The sequence below is a fragment of the Streptococcus danieliae genome, from assembly GCF_009767945.1.
In the GTDB taxonomy this organism is placed as follows: Bacteria; Bacillota; Bacilli; order Lactobacillales; family Streptococcaceae; genus Streptococcus; species Streptococcus danieliae.
Genome location: NZ_WSRS01000019.1, coordinates 1 through 23,191, shown reverse-complemented (window position 1 = coordinate 23,191; position 23,191 = coordinate 1). Strand labels below are relative to the sequence as shown.

Sequence of the window (23,191 nt, the reverse complement as noted above, 5' to 3'; positions counted from 1 at the left end):
GTAAAAAGTTTCATTTGAGCATGGTATTTGATAAATATTTAAAATCGCTACTTTAAAAAAGGTTCTGACTGAAGAGAAATCAGTTAGAACCTTTCATGCGTTTGTCGTGCAAAGTAGGACTTTTCCTTTACAAAAGACTAGTCAAGGGTTAAAATAGTAATAGAAAATCCATCAGGAGGTCTCACATGCGAACACGATTCTTTTTGTGCCTAACGAGCTTGGTTCTTCTTCTCGCCGCCTGTGGGACCAAACCTGCAACAGGGTTAAAAGCAAGCTCGGCTGCGACAAGTTCCAGTCAAGAGGCTGTTAGCACCAGTATGTCCTCTGCTTCCTCTAGCAGTGCAAGCTCTGACGCTGAGGCTAGCTCAGTCCAAGAGACCAGTATTGATACTCAAGCGATCCTGGCTGGTGATTATGCCAGTCTGGTTGGTACCTGGGTGAATGATAAGGGAGAAGCACTCCGGATTGAAGCAGATGGCAGCAGTGACCGCTTTGATGCTTCCATCTTTAATGGACTAGAAGAGAATGAGGGCACCCTAATATCCGATCATTACAAAATTGGTGGAGCCTCGTCTGCCCTGACCATCATTCCAGCAGGGCAAAAACTGCCCTTTCATGACCAAGTAGCCAAAGCAGATAGCTTGGTTATTGGAACGAGCTCAGAGGCTGCTCTGCACGTCTTTATGCGAGCTCAATAGACAATGCCATAGAAAAGAGGCTGGATCATTCAATCCCGCCTCTTTCTTGCTATTTAGAAAGAGGAGTTAGTGTGACAGAAATTCTAGAATTACCGGAAGTCCTGGCCAACCAGATTGCTGCTGGAGAGGTTGTTGAACGTCCCAGCAGCGTGGTCAAGGAACTGTTAGAAAATGCCATTGATGCGGGCAGCCAGTCCATTGAGATTCGTCTCGAAGAGGCTGGTCTCAAGTTGATTGAAATCCGCGACGATGGGCGTGGCATAGCTTTTGGGGAACTAGCTCTAGCTCTCAAGCGCCATGCCACTAGTAAAATTAAACGTCAAGCCGATCTTTTTCGGATTCGCACCCTAGGTTTTCGGGGGGAGGCTCTACCTTCCATCGCTTCCGTCAGTCGCCTAACCTTGGAAAGTCAGGCGGCTGGAGCCAAGAAGGGCCAACGCTTGGTCACACAGGCAGGGGAGATTTTGGAAGAAGAGACCATTAGTCGGGCTCAAGGGACGACTGTTCGAGTGGCTGATCTTTTTTACAATACCCCAGCCCGTCTCAAGTATATGCGGAGTCCTCAGTCAGAGTTGTCCCATGTGGTGGATGTTGTTAACCGCCTGAGTCTGGCCCATCCCAGCATCTCTTTTACGCTCATTAATGAGGATAAGCAGCTTCTCCAAACCAGTGGCCAGGGAGATCTACGCCAGGTGTTGGCCGCCATTTATGGGCTGACAACGGCTCGGAAGATGGTAGCTGTTGAGGCGCACGATTTGGATATTTCCGTTCAGGGCTATGTAAGCCTGCCGGAATTGACCAGAGCCAACCGCTCCTACATCACCCTTCTGATTAATGGCCGCTACATCAAGAATTTTCTCCTCAATCGCGCCATTCTTGAGGGTTATGGTAGCAAGCTCATGGTCGGCCGCTTTCCACTCGTTGTGCTGGATATTGAATTGGATCCCTTTTTAGCAGATGTCAATGTCCATCCGACCAAGCAAGAATTGCGTTTGTCGAAAGAAAAAGAGGTCATGGATCTGATTCGCCAGGCTATCCAAGAGGCCCTCAAAGAGCAGGATCTGATTCCCGATGCCTTGGAAAATTTGGCTAAATCTGCGGTTGGAAAAGTTGCCAAGCCGGTTCAAACCAGCCTGGTCCTAGAAGACAATCCTGTCTACTACCAGCCTAGTCCAAAAGAGCCAGTTCCAGAACCAGAGCAAGCTCCCCTGACTCTGGTCGAAGAAGCCAGTCCAGCTTCAAGTTCGGTGCACTTTGCCCAACGGCAGGCAGCGGATTACAGTGATTTGGACCATCCGGAGCTGGATTTGCCTAGTCTAGAAAAGGCCTATGGTAAATTAGATGGTGAGGAAACCGCCACTTTCCCAGAATTGGAGTATTTTGGTCAAATGCACGGGACCTACCTATTTGCTCAGGGCAAAGACGGACTTTATATTGTGGACCAGCATGCTGCCCAGGAGCGCGTGAAGTACGAGGAATACCGCCAGTCTATCGGTGAGGTTTCGGGTGCTCAGCAACAATTATTGGTGCCCTATCTTTTTGAATTTTCAGCCGGTGATTTCCTGCGGATTAAGGAGCAATTGCCTGTTTTAAGGGAGGTCGGTATCCACCTGTCTGATTACGGCAACAACCAGTTTATCTTGCGGGAACATCCGATTTGGTTCAAGGAAGAAGAGATTGAGGCTGGGGTATATGAGATGTGTGATATGCTGCTGTTGACCAAGGAAGTCTCTATCCATAAGTACCGGGCTGAATTGGCTATTATGATGAGCTGTAAGCGGTCCATTAAGGCCAATCATTCACTGGACGAGCAGTCTGCCCGTCATCTTCTCTATCAATTACGTCTCTGCCAAAATCCTTATAATTGTCCTCATGGACGACCGGTTTTGGTTCATTTTACGAATAGAGATATGGAGAAGATGTTCCGGCGTATCCAGGAGAACCATAAGAGTCTCCGAGAATTTGGAAAATATGAATAGAAAGTAACCAGTTATGTTTGAATATATGAGAGGGCAGCTGACTAAGATTCGTAGCAATGCAGTGGTAGTGGAACTGGGGGGAATTGGGTACCTCATTCATGTCGCCAATCCCTATGCCTATAGCAATCAGCTGAATCAGGAATTGACCATTTATTTGTACCAGGCCATCCGTGATGATGCCCATACCCTCTATGGTTTCCGAGATGAAGCGGAGAAAGAGCTCTTTTTACATTTGATTTCTGTTTCGGGAATTGGGCCTACTTCAGCCTTGGCCATTATTGCGGCAGATGACCATGAGGGCTTGGTGCAAGCCATTAGCGAGAAAAATAGTACCTATTTAACCAAATTCCCTAAAATTGGGAAGAAAACGGCCCAGCAAATGATTTTGGATTTGGAAGGTAAATTACAGGCAGTTGAGACTCCGGTCTTGGATCTAGCGCAGGCGACTGAGAATCAGGCCCTGGATGAGGCCATGGAAGCCTTGCAAGCCTTGGGCTATAAGGCGGCAGAATTGAAGAAAATTCGTAAATTCTTTGATGGAACTGCGGATACGGCTGAAAATTACATGAAGTCAGCCTTGAAGATGTTGGTGAAATAAAGGAGAAGGCCATGAAGGCAGAGATCATTGCTGTGGGAACAGAGTTGTTGATGGGGCAAATTGCCAATACCAATGCCCAGTTTTTATCTCAAGAATTGGCGGGTTTAGGCATCGGTGTGTATTACCATACGGTCGTTGGTGATAATGCCGAGCGCCTGACAGAGGTCTTGAGTCTGGCGCGTCAGCGTGTGGACTGGGTGATTTTATCAGGAGGTCTCGGGCCGACAGATGATGATCTGACCAAGCAAACTCTGGCTTCTTTTTTAGGTCGGAACTTGGTTCCAGACCCAGCAGGGCTGGCTAAGTTGGATGCCTTCTTTGCCAGTAGTCCCAAGCGGATTCGGACTGCCAACAATGATCGCCAGGTGGATACCATTGAGGGAGCGCGTGTTTTACCCAATCGGACCGGTTTGGCTGTGGGGAATCTGATTGAGGACCAGGGGGTGACCTATGTGGTCCTGCCGGGCCCACCAAGTGAGCTTCAACCCATGTTTTTAGAACAGGTAGCCCCGCTGTTGCAACAGGATCAGGCCCTGTATTCACGGGTTCTGCGCTTTTTTGGGATTGGGGAAAGCCAGTTGGTGACGCGTTTGGCTGATTTAATTCGGAACCAAACTAATCCAACCCTGGCTCCCTATGCCAAGGTTGGTGAAGTGACCCTGCGTTTGACTGCCCAGGCTGCTAGCCGGGAAGAAGGCGAGCAGCTTCTGAATCAGTTGGAGGCAGCCATTCTGCAAGAAGGAGACTTAAAGGATTATCTCTATGCCTATGGCGATGATCAGAATTTGGCGCAAACAGTCCTAGATTTGTTACGGGAGCGGGGCTTGACCTTGACAGCAGCCGAGAGCCTAACAGCAGGCCTCTTGCAGGCAGAGTTGGCCGGCCTACCTGGCGCTTCCACTGTTTTTCCGGGTGGTTTTGTCACCTATAGTTTGGAGCAAAAGAGCCAGATGTTGGGGATTCCCCTGGAGGACCTGCGGGCCGCTGGTATGGTGTCGGCCTGGGCTGCCGAGCAGATGGCACTAGGTGCCCGGGCCCGAACAGGGGCAGACTTGGCTCTTAGCTTGACAGGGGTTGCGGGCCCAGACAAACTGGAAGGGCAGGAAGTTGGAACGGTTTGGTTAGGTTTGGCTGGTCCCGAGGGGACCGGCAGTCACCGTCTCTACCTAGGTGGTCGGGACCGCAACACCATTCGTCAGTTGGCTGTTTTAGAGGCTTTTCATTTAATACTGAAAACTTTAATCAAATAAGGGATTTTGCTATAATAGAAAAAGTGTCTTGCATTAGAGATAAGGAGAGAAAATGGCAAAAAAACAAAAAAAATTACCTGAAATTACCAAAAAATTTGGCGATGAGCGAAAGAAGGCCTTGGATGATGCTCTGAAATTGATTGAAAAGGATTTTGGTAAGGGATCAATCATGCGTCTGGGGGAGCGGATGGATCAGAAAGTTCAAGTCATGAGTTCAGGGAGCTTGGCTTTAGATATCGCTTTGGGAGCAGGTGGTTATCCGAAAGGGCGGATTATCGAAATCTATGGGCCAGAAAGTTCTGGTAAAACGACCGTTGCACTTCATGCGGTTGCCCAGGCTCAAAAAGAGGGTGGAATTGCAGCCTTTATTGATGCCGAGCATGCCTTGGATCCAGCCTATGCCCAAGCCCTTGGTGTTAATATTGATGAGCTTCTCCTCTCCCAACCCGATTCAGGGGAGCAAGGCTTGGAAATCGCTGGTAAATTGATTGATTCCGGAGCGATTGATTTGGTGGTTGTGGACTCGGTTGCAGCCTTGGTACCACGAGCGGAGATTGACGGAGATATTGGGGATAGCCATGTTGGCTTGCAGGCTCGGATGATGAGTCAAGCTATGCGGAAACTAGGAGCTTCTATCAACAAAACCAAAACGGTGGCGATCTTTATCAACCAACTACGGGAAAAGGTCGGCGTGATGTTCGGGAATCCTGAAACAACACCAGGTGGTCGTGCCCTGAAATTCTATGCCTCTGTTCGTCTCGATGTTCGTGGAAATTCCCAAATCAAGGGAACAGGCGATCAAAAAGATGAGAATATTGGTAAGGAAACCAAAATCAAGGTCGTGAAAAACAAGATTGCACCACCCTTTAAAGAAGCGGTTGTGGAAATCATCTATGGTGAGGGAATCTCTGCCACTGGTGAATTGGTGAAAATTGCCAGCGACCTGGATATCATTAAAAAATCTGGAGCTTGGTACTCCTATGGGGATGACAAGATTGGGCAAGGTTCCGAAAATGCTAAGAAGTTCCTCAAGGAAAACCCTGCCATCTTTGATGAAATCGACCGCAAGGTTCGTCAACATTTTGGCTTGCCAGTAGCCGAATTACCAGAAGGGGAAGCAGCGGCGACTGCTGCTCAACCAGAGGTAGATGAAAAAGTCCTTGAAGAAGCTGCGGACATGGCACAAGATTTGCCATTGGATTTGGAAGAAATCGAAATTGAAGAATAAGACTCCTGAAAGGGGACATTCTGCGGGATTTTGATTTTCCTGAGGAATAAATTGCAAAAGTCAGTCTAGGGACCGATGGCCTGTTTCCAAAAATCCGGTAAACTAACAGTAGTGTAGCGAAAGGAGGATTTTGCATGATCAAAATTTACACGGTTTCAAGTTGCACAAGCTGTAAAAAAGCAAAAACCTGGTTAACTCAACATCAATTAAGCTATAAAGAAAAAAATATTGGAAAAGATGGCCTCACACGGGAAGAGCTAATGGCGATTTTAGCCAAGACCGATAATGGCGTAGCCAGCATTGTTTCTTCCAAAAATCGTTATGCCAAGAGCCTAGGGGTTGATTTGGAAGACCTACCCCTTAGTGAGGTTGTGGATCTGATTCTTGCTAATCCACGGATTCTCAAGAGCCCGATTATGGTGGATGCTAAGCGTCTCCAGGTGGGCTACAAAGAAGATGATATCCGTGCTTTCCTTCCGCGCTCGGTTCGCAATGTTGAAAATGCGGAGGCCCGCCTACGTGCGGCTCTCTAATTTTAGTAAAGCTAGTGCTCGTTTGCGCTAGCTTTTTGTCAGTCGCCAGACAGTATGATAAAATAGAGGCTGAGAGGAGACTCATGTCATGAAAAAAATTCTAATAACAGCGACGGCTAGTTTGCTTATTTTGGCAGGCTGTGGTCAGAAAAAAGAGGCTAGTAAGCCAGGGGAGGAAGAGGTGAAAATTACAGCTACGCTTCCCATCCTAACCGAGAAAGTCGATGAAAATGCGGTCCAGAAAAAACGCTTGGAATTCCCAACAGCTGAGGGTGGAACAACAACGGTTCAAACCCTTACCTACCAAGGAGACCAGTATCTGACCTTTGAAATTGAGGTGATCAGTCCCTTGACCGAAGAGCTTAAGAAGTCAGTTGAAGAAGTGGGGGTAGCTGAAACCAATACCCGTTTGAAGGCTAGTCTGGACGAAGATGAAAATTATAAGGCGGCAACAGCTGTTCGAGGCTTTACCAGTAACATTGAAGTTCTAGAAGACCAACGACTCAAGAATCTATCTACCTATAATTTTCAAGATTTGGATTTAGAAGGGATTCGGAACAACACTTACTTCCAAGGAAGTGGTATCATTGAAATGAGCGAAGTGAAACCAAGCAAGTTCTTGGAAGTTCGCCAATCCAATGGTGCGATCGTAACCGATGCCCCGTAACTTCATTGTTTTCCCAGTTTGACTATGGTATAATGGGGAAATACTAAATGAGAAAGAAGGTGTAATAGTGAGTTTTACAGATGAAACAGTCCGTTTTAATCTTGATGATTCCAATAAAAAAGAAATCAGCGAGACTTTGACCCATGTTTACACGTCCCTAAACGAAAAAGGCTACAATCCCATCAATCAGATTGTCGGTTACGTTTTGAGCGGGGACCCAGCCTATGTGCCTCGTTACAACGATGCTCGCAATCAAATTCGTAAATATGAACGTGATGAGATTGTGGAAGAACTGGTCCGCTATTACTTGAAAGGACAAGGAGTCGATTTCTAATGAGAATTATGGGTCTTGATGTGGGCTCCAAAACAGTTGGAGTTGCTATCTCAGATCCCTTGGGCTTTACCGCCCAGGGTTTGGAGATCATTCCCATTGATGAAGAGAAGGGTGAGTTTGGCTTTGAACGTCTTTCTCAACTTGTCCAAGAATATAAAGTGGATCAATTTGTGATTGGTCTACCCAAGAATATGAACAATACCAGCGGCCCACGTGTGGAAGCCAGTCAGGCTTACGGGGCGCAGCTGGAAGAACAGTTTGGCAAACCAGTAGCCTATCAGGATGAGCGACTTACAACCGTCGCTGCTGAGCGGATGCTGATTGAACAAGCGGATGTCAGCCGCTCCAAACGTAAAAAAGTTATTGATAAACTAGCGGCTCAGTTAATTTTGCAGAATTATCTTGACCGCCACTTTTAGGAGGAAACCATGTCACATTCACACGAAGAACAGGAACGCGATGTTATCACCCTGGTAGATGATGCTGGGAACGAGAGCCTATTTGAGATCATCCTAACCATCGATGGCCGCGAAGAATTTGGTAAAAACTATGTCCTTTTGATGCCCGTTGGTGCAGAAGAAGACGAAGACGGCCAAGTCGAAATTCAAGCTTACTCTTACACAGAAAATGAAGATGGTACAGAAGGCGACCTCCAACCAATCCCAGAAGACTCCAACGCTGAATGGGACATGATTGAAGAAGTCTTCAACAGCTTCATGACTGAAGAGTAAGGGAGTGGGACAGAACTAATTTTTTCAAAATTAGTTCGTAGTCCCACCCCCGCAAGGTTGATTAGGTCGGGTTCGGAAGCTCAGCGAGTCAGGGATTGACTCGCTGAGCTTCCAAATGGAAGAACATGGAATGTTCTTCATATAGCGAACGATTGGAGTTTGCTTCGCAAACAAGATTTGTTACTCTCTAACAGCAAACAATGCTGTTAGACCTAATCAACTACTGCGTCAAAGGTATTTTGCTAATCATAAAGAGAGAGGCTAGACTTTTGTCCCAGCCTCTCCCGAGCCTAGAAATAGGAAAGTGGAGTTTTATTGCTAACAGGAGTCGAGGCAGGTGATGCTTGTCTCGGCTTTTTGAGTATGTAAGGAAGAGGAGGTCTCCATGAATCCTGAGCAGTTGGAAGCCTGGTTTGATAGTCGGATTGGGTTGAATTTTCCCAAGGACAAGAAGCGTTTTTTGCAGGCTTTGGATTTGCTGGGTCATCCTGAGCGAGATTTTGCGAGTATCCAGCTTGGAGGGACCAATGGCAAGGGGTCAACTCAAGCCTTTTTAGGTCAGATCTTGCAGGATCAGGGGCTCAAGGTTGGCTCTTTTACGTCCCCCCACTTGGAAGATATGCGGGAACGAGTTCGTCTGAATGGAGAATTGATTCCTTTAGCGGATCTTCAAAGGATCATCACCCAAATCCAGCAGGCGGAGGCGCAGATGGAGCTGGGTCCCCTGTCCTACTTTGAGTTGTGGACTTGTGTGGCCTTCCTTTACTTCTCGCAGGAGGCGGTCGATGTAGCCTTGCTGGAGGTGGGCATTGGGGGGCGTCAGGATGCTACCAATGTGGTGACCAGTGATCTGGCTCTGATTACTTCCCTTGGCCTAGACCATCAGGAGGTGCTTGGTGACAGTCTGGAAGCGATTGCCTGGGAGAAGGCTGGACTGGTCAATCCCCAGCAGCTCCTCCTCCTAGGTCCCTTGCGAACAGACCTGCTGCCGATTTTTGAAGCGGAGGCTGCCCCTTACGGGAATCTGGTCTACCAGTACGGTCGGGATTTTATCTGGCAGGACGGAAGTTTTGAGGCCGGGGACTTCCGGTTGGATCAGCTAGAGCTGGGCCTCTTGGGCGATTTCCAGCAGGAGAATGCAGCGCTGGCCTTGATGGCAGCCCATAGCTGGATGACCTTGCGAGGCTTAGCGCTTAATCCTGTTCAAGCACGGGCCTCTCTGAGCCGCGTTAGCTGGCCAGGCCGCTTGGAGGTAGTCCGGCCCGGGGTTTATTTAGACGGGGCCCACAATGTGCCCGCCATGAAGCGATTGGTAGCCTTTGTGCAGGCGCATAACTGGGCGGATCCGATTTTTCTCTTAGGTTTTTTACCGCGGAAAAATTATACAGACATGCTGGTCTATTTACAGACCCACCTGCCGCAAGCAGACTTTTATCTGGTGCCTTTTGAAGGGGGCTTAAAGAATGGTCTGTCCTTGGGGCTAGACTTGCTGGAAAAGGATCTGGTCTCCTTTATTGGGACCGAGGAAAGACGACCGATTTTTATTACAGGTTCTTTACATTTTATTGGTCAAGTCCGCAAAGGCTTAATAAGTGAGTAAATTGGCCAACATTTTTGTAAAAATGGTGTATACTAGATGAAAAAAAGAGTTTAGGAGTAGCAAAATGTCCAAGAAATGGCTGATCGTAGGGGTGATACTCTTTGTTGCCCTAGGATTGACAGCCTGCTCGGGAAAATCGAGGCAAGCGCAACCCGTAGAAGAAGAAACGGTTTTGGCGATTCCAGAAAATTTGGATGGTACCTATATGGCATCATCTGAGGAGGAAAATTATCACCTAACCCTCAAAGGGGGACAAGGGACGCTGATTTCCGACGACGGGCTTGGAAATAAGATTGTCCGCTCGATTCAGGTAGTTGATCAGGAAGGAATGCTCGTGGATGAAGAGTACATGCTCTACCGTGTGGACAATCACCACCTGTATATCGAAGATATTGAATACGATGATTTGGGTGAGTTAGAGCCTGAAAAGGTCTTTAAACGCACCGGCTAATAAAGAGGAAGAATTGTGCGTAAATTACGACTAATCATGTGGAAATATGGTTTGAGTCTGGTTATTATGTTGGTGGAATTAACCTTGGTTTTTGCCGCCTTCTTTTATTTCGGCCAAATATTTCCCTATATCTGGTTAGGATTTATTTTGCTAATTACCATCGCCACGATCATCTCGATTTTTAATCGAAATATGGCACCCGATAGCAAGGCCACCTGGCTCCTAGTAGCCATGGTACCGGTTCTAGGTCCCCTGCTTTATTTGATGTTTGGGGAACGACGGCTATCCAAAAAGGAAATCCAACAGCTGGAGACCATTGGCCAGTATGATTTTTTTGTTCCCTCGTCTAAGCCTTTATTAGAAGAGGTTCGGGACCAGGACCGGTCAGTGGCTGGGATTATGCAGGCCCTGCTAAAAATCGATCCAGGTTCAGCCATTTATAAAGGCACCCAGTCCGAATTTTTAGCCTTGGGGGAGAACTATTTTCAGTCTCTCTTACAGGATCTGCAGGCCGCTGAGAAGTTTATCTTTTTGGAGTATTATATTGTCGAACCCGGTCTCATGTGGGACCAAATTTTGGATATCCTCAAGCAGAAGGCTGCCCAGGGCGTTGAGGTCAAGTTCCTCTATGACGATATTGGCTGTATGGCTACCCTCTCGGGCAACTATGCCCGCCGATTACGGGAGGCGGGGATTGAGGCCTGTCAGTTTAACAAGGTGATTCCCCGGATGACCGTGGCCTACAATAACCGGGACCACCGGAAAATTCTCGTGGTTGATGGCATGGTCGCCTATACCGGTGGGGTCAACTTGGCCGACGAATACATCAACCAGCGGCTCCGTTTTGGCCATTGGAAGGATGGTGGCATCCGCCTCGAGGGCGAAGCTGTCCAAGCCTTGGTCCGTCTCTTTTTAATCAATTGGTACATCAACCGAGGTGAGCTAGAGGGCGTTGACCATTATCATTTGTTGGACGAAAAAAAAGAGGGGCAGGGTTATTACATTCCGTATGGGTCTGGACCAAAGCCCATGTACAAAGACCAGGTCGGGAAAAAGGTCTATCAAAATTTGATTACCCAAGCCCAGGACTATGTCTACATCACCACCCCCTACCTAATTATGGACTATGATCTTACCGAGGACATTAAAAATGCAGCCTTGCGGGGAGTCGATGTCCGGATTGTAACCCCCTATATCCCAGATAAGAAGATTATCCAGTTGGTGACCCGAGGAGCCTATCCCGACTTGCGGAGTGCCGGTGTGCGGATTTTTGAATACGAGCCGGGTTTTGTACATTCTAAAAATGTACTAGTTGATGGCCATCTAGGCGTAGTTGGAACTATTAATTTTGACTACCGGAGTCTGGTCCATCATTATGAAAATGCTGTTTTGATGTACAAAACCAATAGTTTGGCAGACATGCACAGGGACTTTCAAACCATTTTTGACCAGTCGATCGAAGTTACGGATCAGAGCTTAAAAGCAACCTGGTACCAACGGTTGATCAAGGAAGTGGTTCAGATTTTTGCCCCACTTTTGTAAGAGCTTTAGGAGAAGGAGAGAAGGAATTTCAGCTGAGAGGTCCGACTCCCCTTCTTTTTTGGTATACTAGAGAGGAATGTAAAAAGGAGTATGCTATGACGGAACAACAAGTGGAATCTCGCTGGAAACGCCGGTCAAAACACCAGGCCCAACGCGAGGTCACAGAAGATATCCATCTTCCCTTTGTCAGCCCCTTGCTTTGGAGTTTTTTCCTAGCCTTCTTTAGTGTGGCCAATCCCTTTTTTACGCAGTTAGCGACCAATCTGCAGGAGCAGATCCTGTATGCTGGTTGGGCTCTGCAGCAAGGACAACTGGTCTATAAGGATGTTTACGGGACTGCCGGCATTTTATTTTATGGCTTGATTTGGTTAGGATCTTCCTACCAGGGGACAGTTCTTTTAATCCTGTTCCAGTTCCTGTCCTCTTATTTTAGTGGGCGGAAGGCTTTTGCCTTGGCCAATCGGTTGACAGGTAAAAAAGAGGTTGCGGAAGCGGCCACTCATTTCTTCTATTTCCTAATCCTGATTTTAGGCTTCGGAGGGCTTTATTCAGCTCTCTTTACACTTCCGTTCTTGATTCTGGCCTTGGACTTGTTGGTACCGGTGAGTGCAGGGGAGACAGGGAATAAGGGCTTTTTGAGATACGGAGCCCTGGCTGCTGTGGTTGTCTTGATTGATCCCTTTACAGGGACCCTCTTTTTTGGGGTGAACGGTTTGTATCTGTTCTACCGGAATCTGAGGGCTAAGCAGCTAGGTCTGGGTTTGTCCCAGCTCTTGGCGGCCTTGATTGGTTTCTCCCTGCTCTTCTATCCGCTGGATTATGTGACTGTCTGGAATGGGACCTTTGGTCAGGCCTTGAACCAGGGTTCTTATGTCTGGCAGACCTTCCAGTTTACAGGAGCTGACCAGCTCCAAACAGCCTTTTTCTATGGCTTGTTTTTGGTTGGTGTGGGGCTACCACTAGGCCTCTTGGCTCTGGGTCAGTTTTCCCGGACCCAGGAAAGTCTGTTCTACTTGCCCTTGGGGATCTTTGGGACGCTAGCCATCTGGTTGGTGGCTAGCAGTCAGGGGGAATTTGGTTTCCACCAACTCCTGCCAGGACTGATCTATTTCTGGTTGCTGCAAATCTTCAGTTTTGACCGGATCCAGAGCGGTCTGCAGCCAGGTCGTCACCAGAAAAAGCGGCGGATGAGTTCTCTCTTCCAGGGTTACCTGGCTAGTCTTTTCTACTTGCCTCTGCTTTTGGGAGCTGTTCTCGTTCTTCTACCTTTGGGCCAAAAATGGCTGGGCGAGCGCTCGCTAGAGACTGAGCGTCAGGATGTCTTGGCCTACTTGCAACAAGAGGCGGATCGGTCGGATACCATCTATGCCTGGGATAGTCGGGCCAATTGGTACCAGGAAGCCGGCAAGTGGTCTGCGTCAGCCTTGCTGAGTCCGGTCTATTACCAGCAGTTAGCAGAAAATCAGCTGCGATTAGCCAATGATTTGGAGAGTGTCCGCCCTCGCTATATCGTGGTCAATACTAATCTTGCCCTGCTGGAGGATGTGGATAAAGAATTGACAACGACCTATACGGAGGTTAAAACGGATCTCCACACGCTAAAACTATACGAAAGAAAGTGAATTTATGGGAAAATACCAATTGGATGACAAGGGCAAGGCTCAGGTGCAACGGTTTCATGAGAAGCAAGCTCGGAAACAGGGTAGTTTGAAACAGACCAAGGCTAGTCTGTTAGAAAAAATGAAAGAAATTCAAGGGGCACAGAAGTCGCGATAGCAGATTTTACAACTTCTGTTGAGCTCTTGAAAAGAGTCCTTTTCAGGGCTCTTTTTTAGTCTCAAAGGGGAACAATTCAGGATTTGTGGTATAATATGAGAGATATAGTGGCGATTGCTCTATGAAAATTAGAATCCGGCGACAAGTGAGCGAATATTTTCGGAGAGCATCAAAAATATGAAAAAGTAAAAAACTGGGAAAGGCCAGTATTTTGTTGAGGAAAAGATGTCAAGAAGTAGAAGAACTCGGGTTGATTCCAATCCTGTTTTAAAGATTGTAAACTGGATCCTCTGGGGATTAAGTTTGCTGTTATCCGCTTATTTGGTTTACAGTCTCTTTCGTTATGGTATTTTAGCCGTTTATAATCTGAATGTGATCCTATCCCTAGTGGCCTTGGTGGTTCTAGGAATTTTGGGTTGGGTCTTATTGCGTTTCCCGGCGCGTGTTTGGGTGACCATTATCTTGGTACTCAGCCTTTTGGTTGCCGGTGTGGGCGCGATTGGGGTGCAACAGCTGGTGGGTCTTTCTTCCCGTCTCAATCATCAGGCCAATTATACCGAATATGACCTGACGGTCTATGTACCCAAGGATAGCGATCTTCAGGATCTGAGTCAGGTTGAGAAGATTCTTGCGCCTATGGAGACGGATAAGGATAATTTGGCCAAGCTACAAGAGGATTTAACTACGAATAAACAAGTGAATCCCCAGTTTGAAAGCTCCAGCTCCTATGTGGATGCCTATAAGCAGTTAAAAGAGGGGCAGGCGCAAGCCATTGTTATCAATAGTATTTTTGCAGATACCATTGAGAGCGAGTTTCCAAACTTTGGCGAGGGCTTACGTCCTCTCCACACCTACCAGGTACGGCGGAAGTTGGAAACCGGTCGTCAGGATCCTAAGGCCCAGGCCTTCACTATCTATGTTAGTGGGATTGATACCTACGGTCCGATTACCTCTGTTTCTCGGTCCGATGTTAACATTTTGATGACCGTCAACCGCGAAAGTCAAAAAATTCTTTTGACAACAACGCCCCGGGATGCTTATGTGCCAATTGCAGATGGTGGCAATAACCAGCCGGATAAATTAACCCATGCAGGTATTTATGGAGTGGATGCCTCCATTCACACCTTGGAAAATCTCTACGAAACGCCGATTAACTATTATGTGCGTTTGAACTTCACCTCTTTCCTCAAACTGATCGACCTAGTCGGCGGGGTGGATGTTGAAAATGATCAAGCCTTTACTAGCCTTCACGGTCAGTACGACTTCTCGGTTGGCACGGTTCATCTGGATTCTGAAAAAGCCCTAGCTTTTGTAAGGGAACGTTATGGTCTCCAAGGAGGCGATAACGATCGTGGTAAGAACCAAGAGAAGGTCATTACCGCAGTTCTTCGGAAGCTGATGTCGACTGATGCCCTCAAGAATTACCCACAAATCATCCAAGGACTTCAAGATTCCATTCAGACAGATATGAGTTTGGAGACCATGATGGCTCTCATCAATAGCCAGCTAGAATCTGCAGGCCAGTACCAAATCTCCTCTCAAGCTTTAGAAGGAACAGGGAGCATGGACAAGCCATCTTACGCCATGCCAGGTTCACAACTGTATGTGATGGAAGTGAATCCAGAAAGCCTTGCAGCGACCAAGGCCAACATTCAATCTATTTTGGAGGGACAATAAATATGATTGATATTCATTCACATATTATTTTTGATGTGGATGATGGTGCTCAAACCCTAGAGGATACCCGAGCGCTCTTGGAAGAATCCTACCGCCAGGGCGTACGTACCGTCATCGCCACCTCTCATCGCCGCAAGGCCCTCTTTGATACATCAGAGGAAAAATTTGCGGAAAACTTTCAAAAAGTTAAAGCGCTTGAATCTGAGATTGGTCCCAATTTCTCCATTCTCTATGGTGCTGAGATTTATTTTAATTCTGATGCTTTGCGAAAATTAGAAGAGCAGGTTTTGCCAACTCTAGGCGGGACTGGCTATGCCCTAATCGAATTTAGCATGGATACCCCTTACCGGGACATCCATAAGGCCCTCTCGGCTGTTCTGCAATTGGGGATTACCCCAGTAGTGGCCCATATCGAGCGCTACCATGCCTTAGATATGGATGCGGACAAGGTGCAGGAGCTGATCAAGATGGGCTGCTACATGCAGATTAATTCCTCATCCGTGCTACCGCCCAAGCTCTTTGGCGACAAGTATAAATTCATGAAAAAACGAGCCCGCTTCTTTTTGGACCAAGACTTGGTCCACTTTGTCGCAAGCGATATGCACAATTTGGACAAACGTCCCCCTTATATGGACCAGGCCTATAAAATCATTCGGAAAACTTATGGCTTGGAGAGAGCCCATCGGCTTTTTATCACCAATCAGGAATTATTACTAGAAGATGAAATTATTTAGGAGAACTCATGAAAAAGCAACATAATCAAGTGGAAGTAGATGTCCTCAGTCTCTTGCGGACGGTCTGGAAACGGAAATTCTTGGTCCTCTTCTTCTCCCTTTTGACAGCAATTTTGGCCTTGGGCTATAGCCTGTACGTGGCAACGCCGATGTACCAAAGTACAACTCGGATCTACGTGGTGAACCGCCAGCAGCAAGACAATCCTGGTTTGACCAACCAAGATTTGCAGGCTGGTACCTACTTGGTAAAAGACTACAAGGAGATTATCCTGTCTCAGGATGTGATGAACCGCGTTGTGTCCAATCTTGAATTGGATTTGAGCACGTCTCAATTGACGTCAAAAATCAATGTCACAGTTCCAGCAGATACGCGGATTGTGTCAATCAGTGTTCAAGATGAATCTGCAGAAGAAGCGGCGCGAATCGTTAATGGTGTCCGCCAGGCTGCTGCCGATAAGATTATCGAGGTTACCAAAGTTTCGGATGTGACGACCTTGGAAGAAGGTCAGGTGAATAGCCAGCCGGTTTCACCAAACATTCGTCGGAATGTTCTACTTGGTTTTATTGCGGGTGGAGCCTTGATGGTGATGATTGTTTTGGTCGCAGAAATTATGGATGACCGTGTGAAACGACCAGAAGATGTCGAAGAAATGATGGGCTTACCGCTTTTGGGTGTGGTGCCGGAATTTTCAAAACTAAAGTAAGAGAGGGAACTGCATGCCAACATTAAAATTAAATCGGGCTCGTCGTGAAGACGCTGAAAAAACCGAAGAATTCTATAATGCTTTGCGGACAAATATCCAGTTGAGTGGAGACGGCATTGATGTTATTTCAATTAGCTCTGTTCAATCTGGTGAAGGGAAGTCGACGACTTCTGTTAACTTGGCTATTGCCTTTGCTCGCTCAGGTTACCAAACACTTTTGGTGGATGCCGATATCCGGAATAGTGTCATGTCCGGTGTCTTCTCAACCCGCGATAAAATCACGGGTTTGACAGACTACCTAACTGGAAAAAATGATCTGTCCGAAGGTCTCTGTGATACCGATATTGAAAATCTTTACATGATTCAAGCAGGCCCTGTGTCCCCTAACCCAACAGGACTCTTGCAAAGTCAGAATTTTAACAAGATGATTGATATCCTCCGGAAGTATTACGACTACATCATCATCGATACACCACCGATTGGTTTGGTTATCGATGCGGCCATTATTACCCAACAAGGTGATGCGACCGTTTTGGTAGTTGAGTCCGGCTCCAACAAACGCCGCGCTGTTGAAAAAGCAGTGGAACAGTTGGAACAAACGGGTACTCCTTTCCTCGGAGTCATCCTCAACAAGGTTGATACCAGCATGGAACGATACGGTTCTTACGGAGCTTATGGTTCTTATGGGGATTATGGAAATTACGGCAAAAAAATCCGTGAAGAGAAGAAGAAAAAAGAGAAAAAGAAAGACAAGGAAGAACGTAGTCGCTCTCGTCGAAACCGCGATAAAAAATAAAATAAGGGGGATAGCGGATGGCAGACACGATTTTAGTCACAGGTGGAGCTGGTTATATTGGCTCCCATACAGTTCTAGAGCTATTGGAAGCTGGTTACAAGCTGGTGGTCCTAGATAATTACAGTCATTCATATCCTAAGAGCCTGGAAGTAGTCAAGGAATTGACTAACCAGGCTTTCCCTGTATATGAAGGAGATGTTCGTGATAAGGACTTGTTGCAGCAGATCTTTTCCCAGCATCCGGTGACGGGAGTGATCCATTTTGCCGGTTTTAAGGCAGTGGCGGAATCGACTCAGCAACCCCTAGCCTACTATGACAACAATCTTGTAGGCCTGCTCTGCCTCTTGGAAATCATGGAGGAGCAGGGCTGTAAAAACCTGATTTTTAGCTCTTCGGCAACGGTTTATGGCCAGCCCATCCATCTTCCCCTAGGGGAGGATGCTCCCCTGTCCGTGACCAATCCCTATGGTCGAACCAAGTTGATTGGTGAGAACATTCTCCGTGACCTGTATGCCCAGGATCCTACTTGGAACCTGGTCCTCCTCCGCTATTTTAACCCTATCGGGGCCCATCCCAGTGGTCGCCTTGGGGAAGATCCTCAAGGGGTTCCCAATAACCTAGTCCCTTATATGACCCAGGTTGCCAGTGGTCTCCGCGACCACATTCGGGTCTTCGGCAATGACTATGATACCCCTGATGGGACTGGTGTCAGGGACTACATCCACGTGGTCGATCTCAGCCGAGGCCATGTTGCCGCCATGAAAAAATGGGCTCCAGGTTCAGGTCTATCCATCTATAACTTGGGGACTGGTCAAGGCTACTCTGTTTTGGAAATGATCCAGGCTCTCAGCCTAGCTGTCGGCCGCGATCTACCCTACAAAATCTATCCGCGTCGCCCAGGCGACATTGCCAGCTGCTATGCAGATCCCCGTAAGGCCCAGACAGAGTTGGGCTGGTCTGCCCAATTGGATCTGGAGGCCATGTGTCGCCACGCTTGGAGCTGGCAGCAGCAACATCCGCAGGGCTTTCAGGACTAGAACATAGGGTTTGTAGAGGCAGTCCAGATCCAGCTTGCTTTAGAAAGGATTCTATGTCACACAAGTATTTACCCGGCCTAGCGGCCGCCCTGTTTGTAACCCTTCTGGCCTTAGGTCTGGCTCAGTTTCTGCCCCTAATTGGCGTTGCCCCCCTTGCGCTTCTTTTGGGGATGTTCCTCGGGAATAGTCTCCTCCGTTCTCCCCAATTGAGCCTAGGTACCAAACTAGCAGAGAGTCGTTTTCTGGAGTACGCCATCATTCTCTTGGCCTTTACCATGGACACCAAAAATTTCGGGCAGATGGGTCTGCCCTCCCTGGCTTTTGTTAGTCTCATGTTTCTCCTCTCCCTCCTGGCTAGTTACCATCTGGCTCAGAAGCTCGGCTTTTCCCAGGATGCGGCGACCCTTCTGGCTGGTGGAACAGCGATTTGCGGTTCCTCAGCGATTGGCGCGCTTAGTCCCATGACCCAGGCTTCTGAGCAGGAGAAGGGGACGGCCATTGTCTTGGTTAATCTGCTGGGGACTCTTCTCATGTTCCTCTTTCCCCTCGCCGCTGTCCTACTAGGCCTCCAGGATCTACAGCAGGCCGCCCTAATCGGCGGTAGCCTGCAATCCGTTGGTCAGGTGGCAGCCGCGGCTAACCTGCTCTCCCCAGCCATCCTTCCCTTGGCCATGCTCTTTAAACTGACCCGTATTCTTTATCTGGTTCCCGTCCTCTTTTTCCTTGAATTTCGGAAAAAAGAACAAATAACGGCGCCAGCTAAGACGGCCAATCCCTTACAAAAGGTCCCTTACTATCTCTACGGCTTTATCCTGGCCAGTCTACTCAATGCCTGGCTGGACCTGCCAGCACCGGTCACCTCCAGCCTTCAGCAGTTGATGACTTGGCTCGAATGGCTAGCCCTAGCCGCCATCGGCCTCAGACTGGATCTGCGGACCTTTATGAAAAATGCACCGACCTACGGGTCTTATATCCTGATCATCGGCCTGGTCCAATTTGTCCTAGCCATGGTTGGAATTTGGGCCTTTGGCTTGTAAGCTATTTAGAAATTGAAAAGGAGCAAGTCCCTACTGGATTTGCTCCTTTTTGAACGTTGAGCCCAATGGGCTTGTCTTTTCCCAGTGCTTGAATTGGGCTCAAAGATTCTGGAAATTAAGTATGAAAAGGGTTACAATGAAGATAAGGAGGAAGACATGGTTGACAATCGCACCCTAGCTGTTCTGATGGAGCTATTTGCGACGAAGCGAGAAAGTCTGTATGAATTAAGTATTCAGACAGGTATTGACAAGCATCAGTTGCAGTCTAATTTAGAGTTGGTGAATCAACTGCTGCAGGAATATTCCTTACCTCAGCTCCACTTCCGAGAAGGTGAGTTTCTGGTTTCGCCAGACCTCTATGCGCAAAAAGAAAAGGTCTTTTCTCTTTTTCGGAGCCGACAAATCTATTTGTCACAGGAGGAGAGACAGCTTCTGATTTACCTCTACACATTTATTCGAAGGGATTTTATCGCCAATAGTGACTACCAAGAGCTACTGAGTGTGAGTCGCAACACCACCCTAACGGACATTAAAAGTGTCAAAAATCTCTGTTTGGACTTTCAAGTCGGCTTCGACTATAGCAGGGCTCAAGGCTATCATTTGCTGGGGCGTGAAGAAGACAAGCACCGCTTAGCCCTCTATGCAATTAGTCATTGTCTGCAATCCGCTATCGGTGTCTGGGCCTTGGATTATATCCTTCAAGCATGGGGGCAAGATAATCCGATGGAAGAATTGAAAGTGGTGAGCCAACAAGCCTGTCAGGCTTATCAAGTGTCAGCCTTGGAAGGGAAGCTCGATGAATATCTCTATTTTTTAATTTTTTTTACCCTACGTCAGGAACGGACGAGAGCCTCTATCTCGTGGGATTCTGAGCTTCGTCAAGGTGGTGCGCCAGCTCTTCTAGAACGATTGTGGCAGGTCTTGTGTTTCCGAAATAAGGGCCTGTTAGAGCTGGATTCTGCAACAGCAGCTTATCTCTCACATTTGTTGCAGGGATGTTTGGAGGGGGAGGCTCAGGATGGTCGTTTCTACCAGCTGACCCTGGCAATCGTGGAGGAGATGGAACGCCTGTCGCTAGTCACCTTTGACCAGCGTTCTGAGATGATTGCCGGTTTACAACGCCATCTAATTCCAGCTTACTACCGCTTGACCTCGCGTTTAATCCCTGTTAATTCGTATACGGAAACCATTAAGGGAACCTCTAAAAACCCCAGTTTTTCTTCAAATTGAATCACTCAAACCTTGATAAATCAACATTTAGATTTTCAGAAATTTAGTTTTTAGAGGTGCCCTTAAGGAAGAGCATGCAGATTTATTTTATCTTGTAAAAAAAGCCTTGAGACCTTTGGAAGAACAGCTAGGTTTTGAAATACCGGATAGTGAAGTCTCTTATTTTGTGATCCATTTTGGCGGTTACCTTGAAGCAGCTCAGCAACCGTCCCATCGTTACCAAGCCTTGGTTGTTTGCCCCAATGGAGTTAGTTCATCGCTGATTGTGAAGGAAAATTTACGACAGCTATTCCCAAATATTTATTTTGCCGACACCTATTCAATACAGGGCTGGGAGACGGTAGATGAGAAACAGTATGATATGGTCTTCGGAACGGTTAAGGTGGATACGGACTTGCCCTTTTTCCTTGTATCACAGGTGATGACTGCTAGTCATAAAAAAGAGCTATTCCAATTGGTCAATCGCTATTTTCCAAATGCCGCTTATTTTCCACTGGAAATTGAGCAGCTCCTAGCGTTGATTGGACAACATGCGACCATTCATCAGGAGCAGCCCCTGAAATATGAACTGGTACAGTTTCTCAATCAACGCTCATTAGAACAAAGGAGGAGTCCGATGTTAGAAGAATTACTAACAGCAGAGACCTTTCAAAGGTCTGAACAAGAACTGGAATGGCAAGCAGCGATTGCCTTGGCGGCCCAACCTTTGCTTGATAGTGGAGCCATCCAACCGCACTATATCGAGGCCATGATTAGGAAAGTAGAGGAGTTTGGCCCCTTTATTGACCTGGGTAAAGGCATTGCCATCCCCCATGCTCGACCTGAAGATGGGGTGCAGGAACTGGGGATGTCCCTATTGGTATTGGACAAACCTGTGCATCTCTTAGATGATCCCAAGCACCCTATTTCTCTGCTGATTTGTATAGCAGCTATTGACAATCACACCCACCTGAGGGCCCTCTCGCATTTGACAAAAATTTTGCGGGATCCAGAAAACATTGGCCAACTTGTTGGTGCCCAGCAATTTACGGATATTCAAGCTTTATTAAAGGAGGAATAGTAATATGTTAAGAATCGGAACAGCCTGTGGTTCAGGTCTAGGCTCAAGCTTTATGGTGCAAATGAATATTGAAGCGATTTTACGCGACCTAGGAGTCTCCGATGTTTCGGTGGAGCACTATGATCTAGGTGGTGCAAATCCTAGCGAAGCCGATGTTTGGATTGTCGGTCGCGACCTAGCTGATTCAGCTACTCATTTAGGAGATGTGCGCATCTTGGACAGCATTATTGACATGGATGAGTTACGAGAGCTAGTTACAGCTATTTATAAGGAAAAAGGTTTGGTGTAACCTGTGTGAGACATAGGCTGCTCATGCTACTTCCATTTCAATACTCAAATGATTTTAAATTCAAACTAGGCAACGAGACGCAGGCCTAATTGAAGTTAGGCAAGTCGAAGCTAACGACGTGTGAAGAAAAATAGAAAGAGTATCAAGTAGAAAGGGTAGTACAAGGAAGATTCTTAAAGGAGACAGAATATGATACTGGATTTTCTGATTGATATTGCCAAAACGCCGGCAATCTTGGTGGCTCTGATTGCTATTTTAGGCCTGGCCCTGCAGAAAAAACCACTGGCCGATTTAATCAAGGGTGGTTTGAAAACCTTTGTTGGTTTTATTGTGGTTGGTGGCGGTGCAAATATTATTGTAAGTTCATTGGAACCTTTTGGACAGATGTTTGAACAAGCTTTTAACCTGAAAGGGGTTGTGCCCAACAATGAAGCGATTGTGGCCCTGGCTTTGGACAAATATGGGACAGCCACCTCTTTGATCATGTTATTTGGTATGGTGTTTAATATTGCCATTGCCCGCTTCACCCGCTTCAAATATATCTTCTTGACCGGTCACCATACACTTTATATGGCGTGTATGATTGCCGTGATTATGAGCGTAGCAGGTTTTACCTCTGTTGGTCTCATTGTGATGGGAGGTCTGGCGCTAGGAATCATCATGACCCTGGCTCCCGCCTTTGTCCAAAAATATATGGTGCAATTAACGGGGAATAATCAAGTGGCTCTAGGCCATTTCAGCTCACTGGGCTACTGGTTAAGTGGGGTGATTGGTGGCTGGGTCGGTGATTCATCAAAGTCCACCGAGGACATTCATTTCCCTAAAGGCCTGTCCTTCTTGCGGGATTCGACTGTCAGCATTGCTATTTCCATGTCTCTAATTTATATGATTGTGGCCTTGTTTGCCGGCGGTGATTACATTCGTGAAAATCTCAGTGGTGGAACCAACAGCCTGATCTATGCTTTGACCTTAGGAGGAACCTTTGCAGCAGGAGTCTTTGTCATTCTCGCTGGTGTGCGCCTAATCCTAGCAGAAATTGTCCCCGCCTTCAAAGGTATAGTCATTTGAAACAAGAACAAGACAACAAAGCATCCAGAAAATTGTCATAACTGGGCAATACTTTTCTGAGGTGTTTTTTCATATGAGCCCATGTGTTTTCAATAGGATTATACTCAGGTGAGTAGGGGGGAAGAGGCAAGAGTTTATGTCCTTGTTCTTCGCACAATACTTTTAGACGACT

General features: G+C 47.2%; 25 protein-coding genes and 1 pseudogene. 25 read left to right on the top strand and 1 reads right to left on the bottom strand.

Features of this window, described 5'->3' with window-relative positions; all coding sequences use genetic code 11:
- Positions 1-185: 185 nt before the first annotated feature.
- From E5983_RS03400 to E5983_RS03285, 25 genes and pseudogenes are all read left to right on the top strand, one after another.
- Positions 186-698 (top strand): DUF6287 domain-containing protein, encoded by a 513-nt coding sequence (locus E5983_RS03400; RefSeq protein ID WP_160332510.1) that lies wholly within the window; start codon positions 186-188, stop codon positions 696-698.
- A gap of 71 nt (positions 699-769) precedes the next feature.
- Positions 770-2,677 carry a DNA mismatch repair endonuclease MutL gene (mutL, locus tag E5983_RS03395; protein ID WP_160332509.1) on the top strand — a complete coding sequence of 636 codons (1,908 nt, stop codon included), beginning with the start codon at positions 770-772 and terminating at the stop codon, positions 2,675-2,677.
- Between the two features lie 13 nt (positions 2,678-2,690).
- Positions 2,691-3,275 (top strand): Holliday junction branch migration protein RuvA, encoded by a 585-nt coding sequence (gene ruvA, locus E5983_RS03390; RefSeq protein ID WP_160332508.1) that lies wholly within the window; start codon positions 2,691-2,693, stop codon positions 3,273-3,275.
- A gap of 11 nt (positions 3,276-3,286) precedes the next feature.
- Positions 3,287-4,525: a competence/damage-inducible protein A gene (locus E5983_RS03385; protein ID WP_160332507.1), complete on the top strand. Its 1,239-nt coding sequence runs from the start codon at positions 3,287-3,289 to the stop codon at positions 4,523-4,525.
- A 52-nt stretch (positions 4,526-4,577) separates the two neighbouring features.
- Positions 4,578-5,753, top strand: a complete 1,176-nt coding sequence (gene recA / locus E5983_RS03380; RefSeq protein ID WP_160332506.1) for a recombinase RecA — start codon at positions 4,578-4,580, stop codon at positions 5,751-5,753.
- Between the two features lie 134 nt (positions 5,754-5,887).
- On the top strand, positions 5,888-6,286 hold the full coding sequence (gene spx / locus E5983_RS03375; RefSeq protein ID WP_160332505.1) for a transcriptional regulator Spx: 399 nt from the start codon (positions 5,888-5,890) through the stop codon (positions 6,284-6,286).
- 88 nt (positions 6,287-6,374) lie between these two features.
- Entirely contained in the window at positions 6,375-6,953 is a 579-nt protein-coding gene (locus E5983_RS03370; protein WP_160332504.1) for an SP0191 family lipoprotein, read from the top strand.
- A 67-nt stretch (positions 6,954-7,020) separates the two neighbouring features.
- The gene (locus tag E5983_RS03365) at positions 7,021-7,287 is read left to right on the top strand and encodes an IreB family regulatory phosphoprotein (RefSeq protein ID WP_160332503.1); all 267 of its coding nucleotides are present in this window, start codon (positions 7,021-7,023) and stop codon (positions 7,285-7,287) included.
- Positions 7,287-7,706: a Holliday junction resolvase RuvX gene (gene ruvX / locus E5983_RS03360; protein WP_160332502.1), complete on the top strand. Its 420-nt coding sequence runs from the start codon at positions 7,287-7,289 to the stop codon at positions 7,704-7,706. Before E5983_RS03365 ends, ruvX begins: the two co-directional genes overlap by 1 nt.
- Before the next feature lie 9 nt (positions 7,707-7,715).
- Positions 7,716-8,018 (top strand): DUF1292 domain-containing protein, encoded by a 303-nt coding sequence (locus E5983_RS03355; protein WP_160332501.1) that lies wholly within the window; start codon positions 7,716-7,718, stop codon positions 8,016-8,018.
- Positions 8,019-8,403: 385 nt separating this feature from the next.
- Positions 8,404-9,618, top strand: a complete 1,215-nt coding sequence (locus tag E5983_RS03350) for a bifunctional folylpolyglutamate synthase/dihydrofolate synthase (RefSeq protein ID WP_160332500.1) — start codon at positions 8,404-8,406, stop codon at positions 9,616-9,618.
- Positions 9,619-9,682: 64 nt separating this feature from the next.
- Positions 9,683-10,069, top strand: coding sequence for a hypothetical protein (locus E5983_RS03345; protein ID WP_160332499.1), 387 nt, complete (start codon positions 9,683-9,685; stop codon positions 10,067-10,069).
- A gap of 36 nt (positions 10,070-10,105) precedes the next feature.
- A complete protein-coding gene (cls, locus tag E5983_RS03340; RefSeq protein WP_160332512.1) occupies positions 10,106-11,611 on the top strand; it encodes a cardiolipin synthase in 1,506 nt (501 codons plus the stop codon).
- A 95-nt stretch (positions 11,612-11,706) separates the two neighbouring features.
- Positions 11,707-13,233 carry a heme transporter CcmD gene (locus E5983_RS03335; protein ID WP_160332498.1) on the top strand — a complete coding sequence of 509 codons (1,527 nt, stop codon included), beginning with the start codon at positions 11,707-11,709 and terminating at the stop codon, positions 13,231-13,233.
- 4 nt (positions 13,234-13,237) lie between these two features.
- Positions 13,238-13,387 (top strand): hypothetical protein, encoded by a 150-nt coding sequence (locus E5983_RS09700; RefSeq protein WP_202056376.1) that lies wholly within the window; start codon positions 13,238-13,240, stop codon positions 13,385-13,387.
- A gap of 225 nt (positions 13,388-13,612) precedes the next feature.
- The gene (gene cpsA, locus E5983_RS03330) at positions 13,613-15,064 is read left to right on the top strand and encodes an LCP family glycopolymer transferase CpsA (protein WP_160332497.1); all 1,452 of its coding nucleotides are present in this window, start codon (positions 13,613-13,615) and stop codon (positions 15,062-15,064) included.
- A gap of 2 nt (positions 15,065-15,066) precedes the next feature.
- Positions 15,067-15,798, top strand: coding sequence for a capsular polysaccharide biosynthesis protein Cps4B (gene cps4B, locus E5983_RS03325; RefSeq protein WP_160332496.1), 732 nt, complete (start codon positions 15,067-15,069; stop codon positions 15,796-15,798).
- A gap of 8 nt (positions 15,799-15,806) precedes the next feature.
- Positions 15,807-16,502 carry a Wzz/FepE/Etk N-terminal domain-containing protein gene (locus E5983_RS03320; RefSeq protein ID WP_160332495.1) on the top strand — a complete coding sequence of 232 codons (696 nt, stop codon included), beginning with the start codon at positions 15,807-15,809 and terminating at the stop codon, positions 16,500-16,502.
- Between the two features lie 13 nt (positions 16,503-16,515).
- The gene (locus E5983_RS03315) at positions 16,516-17,298 is read left to right on the top strand and encodes a tyrosine-protein kinase (protein ID WP_160332494.1); all 783 of its coding nucleotides are present in this window, start codon (positions 16,516-16,518) and stop codon (positions 17,296-17,298) included.
- Positions 17,299-17,315: 17 nt separating this feature from the next.
- Positions 17,316-18,335: a UDP-glucose 4-epimerase GalE gene (gene galE, locus E5983_RS03310; protein ID WP_160332493.1), complete on the top strand. Its 1,020-nt coding sequence runs from the start codon at positions 17,316-17,318 to the stop codon at positions 18,333-18,335.
- Positions 18,336-18,388: 53 nt separating this feature from the next.
- Positions 18,389-19,372 carry a YeiH family protein gene (locus tag E5983_RS03305; protein WP_160332492.1) on the top strand — a complete coding sequence of 328 codons (984 nt, stop codon included), beginning with the start codon at positions 18,389-18,391 and terminating at the stop codon, positions 19,370-19,372.
- A gap of 156 nt (positions 19,373-19,528) precedes the next feature.
- Positions 19,529-20,602, top strand: coding sequence for a BglG family transcription antiterminator (locus E5983_RS03300; protein ID WP_237397568.1), 1,074 nt, complete (start codon positions 19,529-19,531; stop codon positions 20,600-20,602).
- 115 nt (positions 20,603-20,717) lie between these two features.
- Positions 20,718-21,662: a PTS sugar transporter subunit IIA gene (locus tag E5983_RS10110; RefSeq protein ID WP_237397567.1), complete on the top strand. Its 945-nt coding sequence runs from the start codon at positions 20,718-20,720 to the stop codon at positions 21,660-21,662.
- Between the two features lie 4 nt (positions 21,663-21,666).
- Positions 21,667-21,951: a PTS sugar transporter subunit IIB gene (locus E5983_RS03290; RefSeq protein ID WP_160332491.1), complete on the top strand. Its 285-nt coding sequence runs from the start codon at positions 21,667-21,669 to the stop codon at positions 21,949-21,951.
- A 189-nt stretch (positions 21,952-22,140) separates the two neighbouring features.
- Positions 22,141-23,010 (top strand): annotated as a pseudogene (locus E5983_RS03285) (PTS ascorbate transporter subunit IIC); the annotation flags it as partial.
- Between the two features lies 1 nt (position 23,011).
- On the opposite strand, the gene E5983_RS03280 reads toward E5983_RS03285, so the two are convergent.
- Positions 23,012-23,191, bottom strand: a 180-nt coding sequence (locus E5983_RS03280; RefSeq protein ID WP_202056368.1) for a transposase, incomplete at its 5' end; no start/stop codon positions are given.

Excerpts from the sequence above, each read along its gene's own strand:
- E5983_RS03400 (WP_160332510.1), top strand. The coding sequence starts at position 186 with ATGCGAACACGATTCTTTTTGTGCCTAACGAGCTTGGTTCTTCTTCTC.
- ruvA (WP_160332508.1), top strand. The coding sequence starts at position 2,691 with ATGTTTGAATATATGAGAGGGCAGCTGACTAAGATTCGTAGCAATGCA.
- E5983_RS03385 (WP_160332507.1), top strand. The coding sequence starts at position 3,287 with ATGAAGGCAGAGATCATTGCTGTGGGAACAGAGTTGTTGATGGGGCAA.
- recA (WP_160332506.1), top strand. The coding sequence starts at position 4,578 with ATGGCAAAAAAACAAAAAAAATTACCTGAAATTACCAAAAAATTTGGC.
- spx (WP_160332505.1), top strand. The coding sequence starts at position 5,888 with ATGATCAAAATTTACACGGTTTCAAGTTGCACAAGCTGTAAAAAAGCA.
- E5983_RS03370 (WP_160332504.1), top strand. The coding sequence starts at position 6,375 with ATGAAAAAAATTCTAATAACAGCGACGGCTAGTTTGCTTATTTTGGCA.
- ruvX (WP_160332502.1), top strand. The coding sequence starts at position 7,287 with ATGAGAATTATGGGTCTTGATGTGGGCTCCAAAACAGTTGGAGTTGCT.
- E5983_RS03355 (WP_160332501.1), top strand. The coding sequence starts at position 7,716 with ATGTCACATTCACACGAAGAACAGGAACGCGATGTTATCACCCTGGTA.
- E5983_RS03350 (WP_160332500.1), top strand. The coding sequence starts at position 8,404 with ATGAATCCTGAGCAGTTGGAAGCCTGGTTTGATAGTCGGATTGGGTTG.
- E5983_RS03345 (WP_160332499.1), top strand. The coding sequence starts at position 9,683 with ATGTCCAAGAAATGGCTGATCGTAGGGGTGATACTCTTTGTTGCCCTA.
- cls (WP_160332512.1), top strand. The coding sequence starts at position 10,106 with ATGTGGAAATATGGTTTGAGTCTGGTTATTATGTTGGTGGAATTAACC.
- E5983_RS03335 (WP_160332498.1), top strand. The coding sequence starts at position 11,707 with ATGACGGAACAACAAGTGGAATCTCGCTGGAAACGCCGGTCAAAACAC.
- E5983_RS09700 (WP_202056376.1), top strand. The coding sequence starts at position 13,238 with ATGGGAAAATACCAATTGGATGACAAGGGCAAGGCTCAGGTGCAACGG.
- cpsA (WP_160332497.1), top strand. The coding sequence starts at position 13,613 with ATGTCAAGAAGTAGAAGAACTCGGGTTGATTCCAATCCTGTTTTAAAG.
- cps4B (WP_160332496.1), top strand. The coding sequence starts at position 15,067 with ATGATTGATATTCATTCACATATTATTTTTGATGTGGATGATGGTGCT.
- E5983_RS03320 (WP_160332495.1), top strand. The coding sequence starts at position 15,807 with ATGAAAAAGCAACATAATCAAGTGGAAGTAGATGTCCTCAGTCTCTTG.
- E5983_RS03315 (WP_160332494.1), top strand. The coding sequence starts at position 16,516 with ATGCCAACATTAAAATTAAATCGGGCTCGTCGTGAAGACGCTGAAAAA.
- galE (WP_160332493.1), top strand. The coding sequence starts at position 17,316 with ATGGCAGACACGATTTTAGTCACAGGTGGAGCTGGTTATATTGGCTCC.
- E5983_RS03305 (WP_160332492.1), top strand. The coding sequence starts at position 18,389 with ATGTCACACAAGTATTTACCCGGCCTAGCGGCCGCCCTGTTTGTAACC.
- E5983_RS03300 (WP_237397568.1), top strand. The coding sequence starts at position 19,529 with ATGGTTGACAATCGCACCCTAGCTGTTCTGATGGAGCTATTTGCGACG.
- E5983_RS03290 (WP_160332491.1), top strand. The coding sequence starts at position 21,667 with ATGTTAAGAATCGGAACAGCCTGTGGTTCAGGTCTAGGCTCAAGCTTT.